The 12489-nt window shown below is 72.5% G+C and carries 14 protein-coding genes; 6 read left to right on the top strand and 8 right to left on the bottom strand.

Annotated elements, in window-relative coordinates:
- Positions 1–58: 58 nt before the first annotated feature.
- Positions 59–1000, bottom strand: coding sequence for a 16S rRNA (cytidine(1402)-2'-O)-methyltransferase (gene rsmI / locus J8J14_RS00680; protein WP_209377493.1), 942 nt, complete (start codon positions 998–1000; stop codon positions 59–61).
- Here rsmI and J8J14_RS00675 point away from each other — a divergent pair.
- Both J8J14_RS00675 and J8J14_RS00670 read left to right on the top strand, forming a co-directional pair.
- A complete protein-coding gene (locus J8J14_RS00675; protein WP_342452358.1) occupies positions 949–2184 on the top strand; it encodes a penicillin-binding protein activator in 1236 nt (411 codons plus the stop codon). The two genes, rsmI and J8J14_RS00675, sit on opposite strands and share 52 nt — an antisense overlap.
- A 32-nt stretch (positions 2185–2216) precedes the next feature.
- Complete coding sequence (locus tag J8J14_RS00670) at positions 2217–3551, top strand: ATP-binding protein (protein ID WP_342452357.1); 1335 nt, start codon at positions 2217–2219, stop codon at positions 3549–3551.
- A 217-nt stretch (positions 3552–3768) separates the two neighbouring features.
- Here the strand turns inward: J8J14_RS00670 and J8J14_RS00665 are convergent, their stop codons facing one another.
- Entirely contained in the window at positions 3769–4485 is a 717-nt protein-coding gene (locus J8J14_RS00665; RefSeq protein ID WP_209377491.1) for a response regulator transcription factor, read from the bottom strand.
- A gap of 283 nt (positions 4486–4768) precedes the next feature.
- Here J8J14_RS00665 and J8J14_RS00660 point away from each other — a divergent pair, with 283 nt between their 5' ends.
- The 4 genes from J8J14_RS00660 to J8J14_RS00645 all read left to right on the top strand — a co-directional run bounded on the left by J8J14_RS00660 (position 4769) and on the right by J8J14_RS00645 (position 7760).
- Complete coding sequence (locus J8J14_RS00660) at positions 4769–5953, top strand: GTP cyclohydrolase II (RefSeq protein ID WP_209377490.1); 1185 nt, start codon at positions 4769–4771, stop codon at positions 5951–5953.
- 50 nt (positions 5954–6003) lie between these two features.
- Positions 6004–6468 (top strand): hypothetical protein, encoded by a 465-nt coding sequence (locus J8J14_RS00655; protein ID WP_209377489.1) that lies wholly within the window; start codon positions 6004–6006, stop codon positions 6466–6468.
- Positions 6469–6534: 66 nt separating this feature from the next.
- A complete protein-coding gene (locus tag J8J14_RS00650) occupies positions 6535–7023 on the top strand; it encodes a L,D-transpeptidase family protein (RefSeq protein WP_209377488.1) in 489 nt (162 codons plus the stop codon).
- A 59-nt stretch (positions 7024–7082) separates the two neighbouring features.
- A complete protein-coding gene (locus tag J8J14_RS00645) occupies positions 7083–7760 on the top strand; it encodes a YjbF family lipoprotein (protein ID WP_209377487.1) in 678 nt (225 codons plus the stop codon).
- Here J8J14_RS00645 and J8J14_RS00640 read toward each other — a convergent pair.
- The 6 genes from J8J14_RS00640 to J8J14_RS00615 form a co-directional block, all read right to left on the bottom strand.
- Entirely contained in the window at positions 7741–8805 is a 1065-nt protein-coding gene (locus J8J14_RS00640; protein ID WP_209377486.1) for a glycosyltransferase family 4 protein, read from the bottom strand. The two genes, J8J14_RS00645 and J8J14_RS00640, sit on opposite strands and share 20 nt — an antisense overlap.
- Positions 8805–9554: an FkbM family methyltransferase gene (locus J8J14_RS00635; protein ID WP_209377485.1), complete on the bottom strand. Its 750-nt coding sequence runs from the start codon at positions 9552–9554 to the stop codon at positions 8805–8807. Before J8J14_RS00635 ends, J8J14_RS00640 begins: the two co-directional genes overlap by 1 nt.
- Complete coding sequence (locus J8J14_RS00630; RefSeq protein ID WP_209377484.1) at positions 9551–10381, bottom strand: VOC family protein; 831 nt, start codon at positions 10379–10381, stop codon at positions 9551–9553. The genes J8J14_RS00635 and J8J14_RS00630 overlap by 4 nt, the downstream gene beginning before the upstream one ends.
- Before the next feature lie 14 nt (positions 10382–10395).
- Entirely contained in the window at positions 10396–11058 is a 663-nt protein-coding gene (locus tag J8J14_RS00625) for a glutathione S-transferase family protein (protein ID WP_209377483.1), read from the bottom strand.
- Positions 11051–12070, bottom strand: a complete 1020-nt coding sequence (locus J8J14_RS00620; RefSeq protein WP_209377482.1) for an NAD(P)/FAD-dependent oxidoreductase — start codon at positions 12068–12070, stop codon at positions 11051–11053. Before J8J14_RS00620 ends, J8J14_RS00625 begins: the two co-directional genes overlap by 8 nt.
- A gap of 182 nt (positions 12071–12252) precedes the next feature.
- Positions 12253–12432 carry a hypothetical protein gene (locus J8J14_RS00615; protein ID WP_209377786.1) on the bottom strand — a complete coding sequence of 60 codons (180 nt, stop codon included), beginning with the start codon at positions 12430–12432 and terminating at the stop codon, positions 12253–12255.
- Between the last annotated feature and the right edge of the window lie 57 nt (positions 12433–12489).

Genomic DNA, 12489 nt, shown 5'->3' with positions numbered 1-12489 from the left:
CGCTCCAGCTCCGGCGGCCTCGCTAGGCCGTGGCGCCGGCCAAGGCAACGGGCCGGCCTCAGCCTTCGTCGCGCCCCATTTCCAGGGCGCGCGCATAGACCTGCCGGCGCGGCAGCCCCGTGGCGGCGGCCACCATGGCCGCGGCGTCGCGCAGGGACTGGCCGCCGGCCAGTGCCTCGCGCAGGCGGCGGTCCACCTCCTCCGCCCCGCTCGGGGCATCCGCCTCGGCCGGGCCCACCACCACCACGATCTCCCCGCGGGCGGCATGGGCGGCGTAATGCGCGGCCAGGGCGGGCAGCGAATCCCGCCGCACCTCCTCGAAGCGCTTGGTCAGCTCCCGCGCCACGGCAGCTGGGCGGCTGCCGAAGCCCTCCGCCAGGGCGGCCAGGCATTCGGCCAGCCGGTGCGGGGCCTCGAAGAAGACCAGGGTGGCGGAAAGCCCGGCCCCCTCCGCGGCCCGCAGCCGGGCGATCGCCTCGCGGCGCGCGCCCTCCTTCGGCGGCAGGAAGCCCATGAACAGGAAGGGAAGGGGCGGCAGGCCGGAAAGCGTCAGCGCCATCACCGCCGCATTCGGACCGGGCACGCCGGAGACATGGATGCCCGCCTCCATCGCCGCCCGCGCCAGGCGGAAGCCGGGGTCGCTCACCAGCGGCGTCCCGGCATCGGAGACCAGCGCCAGCCGCGCGCCGCCGCGCAGCCGCTCCAGCAGGCGCGGCACCTCGCCGGCCTCGTTGTGGTCATGCAGGGGGGAGAGCGGGGCGCTGATCCCGTGCCGCGCGAGAAGCGGGGCCGTCACCCGCGTATCCTCGCAAAGGATCAGATCCGCCGCCCTCAAGGTCACGACCGCGCGGGGTGGAAGGTCCCCCAGGTTGCCGATGGGGGTGGCGACCAGCCATAAACCTGGAGCCAGTCCGGCGGACGCTCCGCCATAGCCAGAAGGGGCCTCGCGTGGATCCTCATCCTGTCCGGTCTCCGGGCCCGAATGCTCCTCGCCCTGCACGGCACGCCTCCCGCCTCGGCGCCGTCCTGGCGCTGGGCGCGCTTGTGGGCCTCGCGGCCTGCGCGCCGCAAGCCCCGCAAGGCTATTACGCCCGGCCCGCCGCTCCGCTCTTCGGGGGTGCGGGCAGCATGGCGGCACCGCAGGCGCCGGTTGCCGCCAGCACCCGGATCGCCCTTCTCCTGCCAATGAGCGGGGCGCAGGGCGCGCTGGGCCCGGCCATGCTGAACGCCGCCACGCTTGCCCTGTTCGAATCGGGTGCGCGGGGCGTGGAACTCGTGCCGCGCGACACCACCAGCTCCGCCGGCGGGGCATCCGAGGCCGTGCGCTCCGCGATCGCGGAGGGCGCTCGGGTGGTGGTCGGCCCGCTGACCGGCCCCGAGACCGCCGCGGCCGCCGGGCAGGCCCGCGCCGCCGGCGTGCCCGTGCTGGCCTTCACCAATGACGTGGACCAGGGCGGCGGCGGCGTGTGGGTGACCGGCATCACCCCCGCCCAACAGGTGCGCCGCCTGCTGGCCGCGGCACAGCGGGCGGGAATCCGCCGCGCCGGGCTGGCCGGGCCGGACGGGCCCTTCACCAGCCGGCTCGCGGCGTCGCTGCGCAACGCCTCACGCGAGGCCGGGATGGCGCCGCCGGTCATCGTCACCTATCCCGCCGGCGCGTCCCGCTCGCAGGCCGCCGGGCAGCTTGCCGCCCAGGCCGGGCCGGACGGGCTCGGCCTGTTGATCCTGGCTGAAAACGGCGCCCAGGCGCGGGAGATGGCCGCGTCCCTGGCTGGCGCCGGGCTTGCCAGCCCGCCCATGCGGATCGCGGGGACGGTGCTCTGGGCGGGCGATCCCTCGCTGACCTCCGAACCCGCCCTGGCCGGCGCCTGGGTTCCCGGCCCCGACCCCGGGGCCCGCAACGGCTTCGAGGCCCGCTACCAGAGCGCCTTCGGCGAGCGCCCGCCGCGCCTGGCCGCCACGGCCTATGACGCCACCACGGCCGCGCTGCGCAGCGTGAGGGGCGGCGATCCCCGCGCCCCGGCCGCCCTGCCGGTCGGGGAGCCGTTGCAGGGCGCCGACGGCACCTTCCGGCTGCTGCCGGATGGCCAGGTCCAGCGCGGGCTGGCCGTCTTCGCCCTGACCCCGGGCGCCGATCTGCAGATGGTGGAGCCGCCGCTGCTGCCCGGCGCCGCCGGGTCCTGAGCCCGCCCTTCTCCCGCTCGGCCCTGCTGCGTGTGGCGGGGCTGATCGGCGGGGTGCCCTGCGCCGCCTTCCTGCTCCTGCTGCTGACCGGCACGGATGCGGGGGCGATCCTGTTCTGCCTGGCGGCCACCGTCACGGCCTCGCTGCTGCTTGCCCGGGCCTGGCTGGTCACCCTGGCCGGGCTGGAGGCCGACTTCCGCGCGGCGGCCGAGGGACAGCCGCCGCCGCCGCGTGAGCCGCTGCTGCCGGCGGCCGCCCGCGTGGCCGATTCCGCCGCGCGCCTCACCCGCAGCCTCGCCATGCGGGAAGCGGAGGTGACGAAGCTCCGCCGCGCCGATGCCGCGATCATCGAGGCGCTGCCGGACCCGCTGCTGGTGCTGGCCGAGGACGGGCGGGTGCTGCGCGCCAATGCAGCCGCTTGCCGCTTCTTCGGCACTGGCCCGGATGGGCGGACCGCCGATACGGCCGCCTTCCTGCGCCATCCCCGGATCGCGGGGGCCGTGGACCGCGCCCTGGCGGAGGGCGCGGCGCAATCGGCCGAGGCCGTGCTGCCCGTGCCGGTGGAGCGCGACCTTTCCACCCAGGTCCTTCCGCTGGACCCGCCGCTGGCCGATGGCGGAAAGCTGCTGGTGGTGCTGGCGGATCGCACCCAGGCCCGGGCGGCGGAGCGGATGCGGGCCGATTTCGTGGCCAATGCCAGCCATGAGCTGCGCACCCCGCTCGCCTCCATCATCGGCTTCGTGGAAACCTTGCGCGGCCCGGCAGCCGGGGATGCGGAGGCGACCACCCGCTTCCTCGGCATCATCGCCGACCAGGCGGACCGGATGCGCCGGCTGATCGAGGACCTGCTCGGCCTCTCCCGAATCGAGATGACGGAGCACCAGGCGCCGAAGGGAACGGCGCGGCTCGATGCGCTGGCGCGGGACGAGGCCGCGGCCATGGCGCCCATCCTGGCCGGCCGGAACGTCACGCTGAAGCTCGACCTCGCTCCCGCCACCGCCGTGCCGGCCGATCCGGGCCAGCTTGCCCAGGTGCTGCGGAACCTGCTGGAGAATGCCGTGCGTCATGGGCGCGAGGGCGGCACGGTGGAGCTGTCCGTCCGTGCGCTCCCGGCGCCGGAGGGCGGGCTGGCGCAGGGCGTGCTGCTGCGCGTGGCGGATGACGGGCCAGGGATCGCGCGGGAGCATATCCCGCGCCTGACGGAGCGCTTCTACCGCGTGGATGCCGGGCGGTCCCGGAGCGCCGGCGGGACCGGGCTGGGCCTGGCCATCGTCAAGCACATCGTCGGCCACCACCGCGGCCAGCTTCTGATCGAGAGCACGGTCGGGCAGGGCACGGTGATGCGCGTTTGGCTGCCCGGGCACTGAGCCGGAAACCGGCGCCGCGCCACCCCCGTTTCATCGTCCCATCCAGGAGCCCCGCGCCATGGTCCGCCCCATCCTCATTCCCGCCCTTCGTGCCAGCGGCGCCCTTCCGGCCCTGCCCGCGAAGCCCGCGCCCGGCCGCTGAAGCCGGAAGCACCACATGCGAAAGGCCGGGGAGGGAACCTCCCCGGCCTTTCATTCTTCGTTGCGGCGCCCTGCTTCAGGCGGCGGCGCGGCCAGCCTGGGGATCGAGGCGGTAGCCGCCCCCTTCCGTCAGCAGCAGCGAGGCCGTGGCCGGATCCGGCTCGATCTTCTGCCGCAGCCTGTAGATATGCGTCTCCAGCGTGTGCGTGGTGACGGCGGCGTTGTACCCCCACACCTCGTTCAGCAGGATCTGGCGCCCCACCGGCCGTCCACCGGCACGGTAGAGGAACTTCAGGATCGCGCATTCCTTCTCGGTCAGCCGGATCCGGCGATTGCGCGCCGGGTCCTGAAGCATCTTCGCCGCGGGGCGGAAGGTATACGGCCCGATGACAAAGACCGCGTCCTCGGAATTGTCGAAGCCGCGGAGCTGGGCACGAAGCCGCGCCAGCAGTTCCATGATCCGGAACGGCTTGGCGATGTAGTCATTCGCACCGGAATCGAGGCCACGCACCACGTCCTGCTCGGCATCCGCGCCGGTCAGCATGATGATGGGCACTTTGATACCCTGGCGGCGAAACTCGGCGCAGAGATCCCGCCCGTCGCCATCCGGCAGCCCGATATCGAGCAGCACGGCATCGAAGCGCGCGCTATCCGCCAGCATGATCTGGCGTGCCTCGACCATGGTGCCGGCCTCGCGCGGGGCGAACTCACCCTCGACCGCGAGTTGCTCGGACAGGGTGGCGCGCAGCGCCGGGTCGTCGTCCACGATCAGGATCGGACGCGGGTCCGACATGCACCCTCCCGTTTGAGGCCTATGCCAGGAACCCGCCTAGACGGGCATCCCGGAGTTGTGAGTTAACGGATATGGGGGAAAATGACCTCAAGCGGCAAGGCTTGGCTCTCATTTTCGTGGGGATTGGTGTCCTGGACGCCACTTTGCCCCCTTTCGGACATGTTACCAGCCCCATATTGGCGCCGCATCCAACAGCGCGCTCCGCCCGTAGAGGCGGAACGCGGAGTGCCACGCCGGCTATAGCGGGGCGGAAGCAAGTGACCGGGGGGACTAAGTGGACGGAATGGCCGAAGCTTCCATCAGCGCCTTTTCGGCGCGCCTCACGGGCTCGCCCGCCGAAAAGGCGGTCGGAGATCCGCGGGCCCTCGCCATGCGGGCGGTGCACCGCGCCGCCTCGGAACTCCGCCGCGGGACCCCCGTGCTCCTGGATGGCGGTGGCGAATCGCTGATCCTCGCGGCCGCCGAAACCGTCGGGGCGCGTGGCCTGGCGGAACTGGCGGAGGCGGCGCTGGCCGCCCCGGTGCTCCTTCTCTCGGCATCCCGGGCCGCGGCTGTGCTGGCCCGCCCCGTCTCCGCCCCCGCCTCGCCGGAGGAGGTGCCCGTCGCGCTGCGCCTCTCCCCCGCGCTGCTGGCGCCGGACAGCCTGCGCAGCCTGGCCGATCCCGTGGCCGAGCAGCTCCTGCCCGAGTCGCCGCAGATCGTTCCCGCGCCGGGCTTCGCGGAAGCCTTGCCGCCGGCGGCCATCGCCCTGGCCAAGATCGGAAGGCTGCTGCCCGCCCTGGTCGCCGCGCCGGCTTCCCCGGCCATCGCGGCGCGACTCGGGCTGCTCTCTGTGCCGGTGGATGCGGTTCTGGCCTATCCCCTCTCGGCCGCTTCCAGCCTGGCCCGCGTGGCCGAGGCGCGTGTGCCGCTGGAGGATGCGCCGGAAGCCCGGATCACCGCCTTCCGCGCCGCCGATGGCGGGATCGAGCATCTCGCCATCCTCGTCGGCAGCCCCGAAACGGCGGAGGCGCCGCTCTGCCGCATCCATTCCGAATGCTTCACCGGCGACCTGCTGGGATCGCTGCGCTGCGATTGCGGCCCGCAGCTGCGCGGCGCCATCGCGCGCATGGCGGCGGAGCCCGGGGGCGGCGTCCTGCTCTACCTGGCGCAGGAAGGGCGTGGCATTGGGCTGGTGAACAAGCTGCGCGCCTACACGCTGCAGGATTCCGGGCTCGACACGCTCGATGCCAACCGCGCCCTGGGCTATGGCGCCGATGAGCGGGATTTCCGCGTGGCGGCCACCATGCTGGAGGCGCTGGGCATCCCGCGCATCCGCCTCCTCACGAACAATCCGGACAAGCTTGCGGGCCTCGCCGCCTGCGGAATCAACGTCGCCGGCCGTGTCTCGCACCTGTTCGCCGCCAATGGGGTGAATGACGGTTATCTCCAGACGAAGAAGGCCCGGTTCGGCCACCTCATGGGTTAAGCGGCACGCGTTTTGCGCCACCCCGGCCACGCAGGCGGCTGGAGTGGCGCATGAACGGCATCGTCCCGAACACCGTATCCCCCGAGGGCTGGGGGATCTTCGCCGGCCGCGTCTATGGCGGCACGCGCCCGGCCCCGGATGGCGGCCCGCCGCTGCTGGGCGATGAGGCCGAGCCCATGCCGGCCAAGATCTCCTTCGGCGAGATGCTGGAGTCCCTCAACCCGCTGCAACACATGCCGGGGGTGGGCATGATCTACCGGGAGGCGACCGGAAGCGCCGCGCCCATCGCCGCCCGCATCCTCGTCGGCACCGCCCTTGGCGGCCCTATGGGATTCCTCGGCGGCGTTGCCTCCGCCATGCTGGAGGTGACCGGATTCGTCGGCTCCCTCCGTGCCGTGGCCGATGGGCGGGACCAGCCGACCGCCTTCATGGCCTGGGGCGAAAAGGCGGATACCGCCACCATCGCCCGGGGGCGGCAGGCCTATCAGGAGCAGATGCTGGGGAACATGGCCTGAGCAGGCGCCGGCGCCGCCCGTGCAACACCCTTGCCCTGCCCCCCGCCGCATGGGCAGGAAGGCGCCATGACCACAGCCCGCCTCGAAGGCCAGCACCTGATCCTGATGTGCGACCGCTGGCGCTGCGCCATCGGCAAGGGGGGAATCCGCACCGACAAGCAGGAGGGGGATGGCGCCACGCCACGGGCGCTCATGTCGCTCCGCCGGGTCCTCTACCGCGCCGATCGCGGGCGCGCCCCGGTCTGCGCCGTGCCGGTGGAGCCGATCGGGCCGAATGACGGCTGGTGCGACGATCCCGCCGACCCCGCCTACAACCGCCCGGTCACGCTGCCCTATGCCGGGCGGCATGAGCTGATGTGGCGGGAGGACGGGCTCTACGACATCGTCGGCGTGCTCGGCTGGAATGACGATCCCGTGGTGCGCGGGCGGGGTAGCGCCATCTTCCTGCATGTGGCGCGCCCGGACTACGCGCCGACCGAGGGCTGCATCGCCCTGGCTCCCACCGATCTTCGTGCCGCCCTGGCCGCCGGTCTGACGGCGATCGAGGTGGCATGAGCAGGTTGATCACTTTTGGGTGATGCGGCCGGGGGAGGCTGGGCCTATCCTGCGCCGCGATGCGCCGAATCGTCCTTCCCGCCCTGCTTCTCCTCGCCGCCTGCGAGATGCCGGACATGGCGGAGCTGGAGCGCGGTGCGGAGAACGCGCTGCGCGCCAGCGTCTTCCTGCCGCCCCGGCAGGACGGGATCGCCCCCCGCCGCCATGACCCGCCCGCCGGTGCACTGGAGGATGAGGACGCGGCCACGACCGGCGGGCCGACCCTGCTCGTCTCCTATGGCAGCCAGCGCAAGGTGATGGCGATGATCCAGGGGAACGGGGAACAGCGCATGTGGCGATCCGCGGATGGAACCGTGGTGGCCACCGATGGTGCGCGGGTGGTTGCCACCGCCGGCACGGCCACCACCCTGGCCGCCACGCGCTTCGACAGCCCGGACCCGCTGGATGACATCCCCGCCCTTGCCGAACGTCCGGCGACGGCACGGCGCGTGGTGGATCTGGCACCCGCCACGCGCGACCCGAACCGGATGCGTTTCGGCGTGGCGCTGGAATGCCGCATGCGCGCGGCGCGGGTGGAGGAAGGGCTCTATGTCGAGGAGCGTTGCGGCGGTGGCGCCCGCTTCGTGAACCGCTACTGGGCCGATCCCGGCACGGGCGCGGTCTGGCGTTCGGAGCAATGGGTGGGGATGGATGGCCGCCCGATGGTGATCGAGGTGCTCAGCTCGCCCGCCAACTGAGCCCCTCGCGCCGGACGCGATGGGCGACATAGGCAAGCCAGGCCAGCTGCACCGCCAGCGGCGGCAGCACGACCAGCGGCTTCGCCCAGGATTCCAGATGCGGGAAGGCCAGGGCGAGCCCGGCCTGGAACAGCACGAAGCCGCCATGGATCGCGGCCACGCGGTGCACCGAAAGCCCGGAGCGCTGGGCGAGCTGGTAGAGATGCGTGCGGTGCGGCGTGCTCGGCCTCTCTCCCATCGCGATGCGGCGGAGCAGGGTGAAGCCCGTGTCAAACAGATGGGCGAAGAGCAGCAGCGGCACGATGAGGAAGGAGAGCTGCGCCGTGTCGAAGCGCGCGCAGGCCACCGCCAGCACGGCGAGGATGAAGCCGAGGAACTGGCTGCCCACATCGCCCATGAAGATGCGGGCGGGATGGAGGTTGAAAGGCAGGTATCCCACCAGCCCCGCCGTGAGGAACAGCGCCGCCGCATAGACGAACCAGGCTTCCTGGCCCGCCGCGATGAAGCAGAGCGAGGCACAGGCGACGAGAAGCGATCCGCCCACCAGCCCGTCCATGCCATCCATGAAGTTCACGGCATTGGTGCAGGCCACGATCCAGAACAGCGTCAGCAGCGGCCCTGCGATGCCGAGATCGACCACGCCGATCCAGGGCAGGGCGAGCCGGGTGACCACCAGCCCGCTCGCCATGGCCACCAGCGCCGCCCCGGCCTGCGCCGCCAGCTTCACCACGAAGCGGAAGTCCTTCAGGTCGTCCAGCAAGGCCACCGCCGCGATCGCGATGGCGGCGAGGATGGTGCCGATGAAGGCCGGATCCGCGATGCGGGCGAATTGCGCCGTGCCATAGAGCACCACCATCCCCGCCACGAAGGCCAGGACGATGCCCAGGCCGCCGCCCTTGGGCGTGGGCACCTTGTGCGCCGTGGCCAGGCGCCGCGCCGGATCGTCCAGCATGGGAAAGGCGATCATCAGCCGCACCACCCCGGCCGAGAGAAGGGCGAGCATCACCGCGAAGCCGAGATGCGGCAGGAACGCGCCCAGCCGCATCAGGGCATGACCCGGGCCGGATCGAGGCTAGCATAGACATCGCCGCTGTTCGCCGCATGGGGCAGGGGGGCGATCCAGTCCGCGATGGCCGTGGCCTCCACCGGGGCGGGCAGGACGAGCCTCATGCTTTCGCCGAGGGATGCGTTGAAGCGATAGGGGCCGAGCGCCGCCAACCGCGCCAGGCATTCCATCGCGACCCCGCGCTGGATGGTGGTGAACTCAAAGGACAGGGCCCGGGGGGCGAAGGAAAGCCCGCCCAGTGCCTCGGCCTCGAAGCCCTCCACGTCCAGCTTGATGAAATCGGGCGTTCCATGGGTGGCGGCCAGCACGTCGAGGGTTGTGACGGGGCGGGTGATCGCCCGGTCCCATTCCTGGCCTTCCCACCCGGCCGCGCCATCCGCGGCGGCCAGGAAGGCCTCCGAAGCGGTGGCGACCGTGGGGTTGCGCGTGTTCAGGCGCAGCACCGCCTCACCCGGCGCGGTGCCGACCAGGGCGGGAACGATGGCCACGGCCTCGTCCTGGCGGAAGATCCGGCGCAGCAGGCGGGCCAGGGCGGGCTGCGGCTCCACGGCCAGCGCGGTGGCGCCGAGGCGGCGGAAGCTCGCGGTGCGGTCCCCGACATGCGCGCCGACATCGAAGCCGAGCTCGCCCGGGGAGAGGAAGCGCGAGAGGAAACGGTCCAGCGCCTCCGCCCGGCCCGGGGCGTAGTAGGTTTCGATGGAGCGCCGCAGGGCGCTGGGCTTCCTCATGCCGCGAAAACCAGGGCGCAGCCGCCGGCCTCCCCCGGGGAAACCATCAGCCCGCCGGGCGTCTCCCGATGCGGCACGCCCAGGAGCGCGGCGCCCGTGGCGCGGAGATCGGCAACGCCGACCACCATGCCGATCACGGCGGGCAGGGCTGGGGGCTCGACGCCGGGGAGGATGCCGGCCGCCACCTCCGGCGACAGCATCCGCACCCGCGCGCCATCCGGCAGGTGCAGGGCGAAGCCGCCCGCGGGATCCGGCTCCAGCGGCAGGCCGGAGAGGCGGGAAAGCCGCGCGGCGCTCTCGGCCGGCTGCGCGGTCGCGATGATGGCGGCGCGCAGTTCGGTGGCGCCGTTCGGGTGCCTCATCCAGCGCTCCTGCCAGATCGCCTCGGGCGTCAGGTGCCGCACAAGCTGCACCCGCCCTTCCGGTGCCTCGGGCAGGGGCAGGCGCTCGAAGCGCGCGACGGGGCCGCCGGGCTCCACCGGGCGGGAGAGGGGCGAGATGCCCGGGATCTCCAGCCCAGCCCGCCGCAGCCGCTCCAGGTTGCCCTGGGAATCATCCATCCCGAGGGCGAGGATGCGCGCACCCTCGAAGCGGTCGAGCATGGCGCCCAGGCCGTTGTCGGGCAGGGCGGGGTCGAGGATGGCCAGCAGCTCGATATAGCCGCGCCGCAGCATGGCGCAGCGATTGCCCGTGCCCAGAGGCTCATCGCCCCGCGATTGCCGGGCGATGGGGGTCAGGGTGAAGCCGAGCCGTTCATAGGCTTCCCACAGCGGCGCCGCGCTGCGCGCGCAGATGCCGATATGGTCGAGGCCGGAGGAGGTCCGCATCCCGCGCGCCCCGCTCAGGCCGCGGGCCCTGCCTCGTAATGCGGAAGCAGCCAGTCCTCCGGCTCGCGCGCTGCCTCGTCATACCAGCGGGCAACGAGGGGATGGGCGCGCACGGCCTGCAGATAGGCCTTGCTGCGCGGCGAGATGGCCGGGGCATAGGTGATGAGCCGCGCCACCACGGGGGCGTACATGGCATCGGCCACGCCCATGGCGGCGCCGTGCAGGAAGGGCCCGCCGCTGGCATCCAGGCACTGGGCCCAGACCGTCTCGATGCGGGCGATATCCGCCATGGCGTCCGGCGTGGCGCCGCGCCCGGAGAAATCGCGGCCGAGATTCATCGGCATGGCCATGCGCAGCCCGCGGAAGCCCGCATGCATCTCGCTCGCCGCGCTGCGCAGGAGGGCGCGCAGCACGCGGTCCTGCGGCCAGAGGGCGGGGGCGAGTTCCGCGCAATACTCGCAGATCGCCAGGCTCTCCCATACGCGGGCGCCCCGGTGTTCCAGATAGGGCACCATCCCGGCGGGGGTGGCGGATTTGATGGCCTTGGTGCCGCCACCGCCGGCCAGCGGGATCAGCACCTCCTCCACATCCAGCCCGGCCAGGTGCACGGCCAGCCAGCCACGGAGGGACCAGGACGAGTAGCGCTTCGTCCCGATGACAAGCTTGCCGTCAGCCATGGGCGGGAACTCCCTTGGAGGTGGAGTACTCGAAATGCAGCGCCTCGCCCGGATGCACGCGGGGATGGATGGCATGGGCCGCCATCGCCGCCTCCGAGAAGCCCTGCAGGATGAGCTTCAGCTTGCCCGGATAGGTCGCGATGTCGCCGACGGCATAGATACCGGGGCGGGAGGTCTCGCAGGTGGCGGGCGTCACGGTCACGTGGCTGCGGTCCATCCCCAGCCCCCATTCGGCGATCGGGCCCAGCTCCATCGAAAGGCCGAAGAAGGCGAGGAGATGGTCCGCCTCCACGTCGCGCGTCTCGCCCTTCAGCGTGGCGAGGGTGACATGGCTGAGGGTGGCGCCATCCCCCTTCAGGCCGTGCAGCTGGTAGGGGATGGCCAGTTCCAGCTCACCCCTGGCCGCGGCGGCATCGAGCTGTGCGGCGCTTTCCGGCGCGGCACGGAATTTCGGGCGGCGATGCACCACCGTCACCTTCGCCGCGATCTCCTTCAGCGAGAGCGCCCAGTCCACGGCGGAATCGCCGCCGCCCGCGATCACCACCCGCTTTCCGCGAAAATCCTCCCGCCGGGAAACCATGTAGCGCACGGCGCCCGAGGCCTCGTAGCGCGTGAGATCCTCCAGCGGCGGGCGGTTCGGTCCGAAGGCGCCGGCCCCGGCGGCCAGGATCACCGCCTTGGCCCGCACGCTGTCCCCCCCGCTGGTGCCGAGGATGAAATCGCCATCCTCCTCCAGCAGCCGGTCAACGCGGCGGCCCAGCAGGTAGATCGGGGCGAAAGGCTGGGCCTGCTTCTCCAGCTGGTCGATCAGGTCGGCGCCGGCGATGCGGGGATGGGCCGGGATGTCGAAGATCGGCTTCTCCGGGTAGAGGGCCGAGCACTGGCCGCCAATGGCCTCCAGCGTGTCGATCACCACGCATTTCATCCGGAGCATGCCGCATTCGAACACGGCGAACAGGCCGGCCGGGCCTGCGCCGATGATGGCGACATCGGTGTCGATATGCGCGGTCATGGGTACGGCGCGTCCCCGTCTTCGGTGAGGGGAGGCGTGATACAGCGCGTTTTCAGGGGGGGGAAGGCATGGGGCCCGCAGGGGCAGCGCTGCTTCCCCTGCGGGCCCCGCCATCCGTCCCGCGGGCCGCGCCCGAAGGCTGCGACCTCAGGCGGGCGCCATGGCAGCCCGCCTGATGAAAATCAGTTCGGCCGCACCCGGTCCACCGCCCGGTCCACCGCGCGCCCGGTGGCTTCCACCGGGCCGCTCGGCGGGTCCACCGTGTCGCGCACGCGCTCCCCGAAGGTGCGGTTTTCGCCCGTGCAGGCGGCCAGTGTGGCGAGGAGGAGCATCGGCATCAGGGCCGCGCGAATCAGCTTCATGATCGTGGTTCCCTCTTGTGCGATTGCTAACCGGAACCGCCGGGGAGGGTTTCCCCC

The sequence above is a fragment of the Pararoseomonas baculiformis genome (assembly GCF_017813395.1).
In the GTDB taxonomy this organism is placed as follows: domain Bacteria; phylum Pseudomonadota; class Alphaproteobacteria; order Acetobacterales; family Acetobacteraceae; genus Roseomonas; species Roseomonas baculiformis.
Note: the sequence above shows the minus strand (reverse complement) of the source record. Positions and strands in the feature narration are given on the sequence as shown.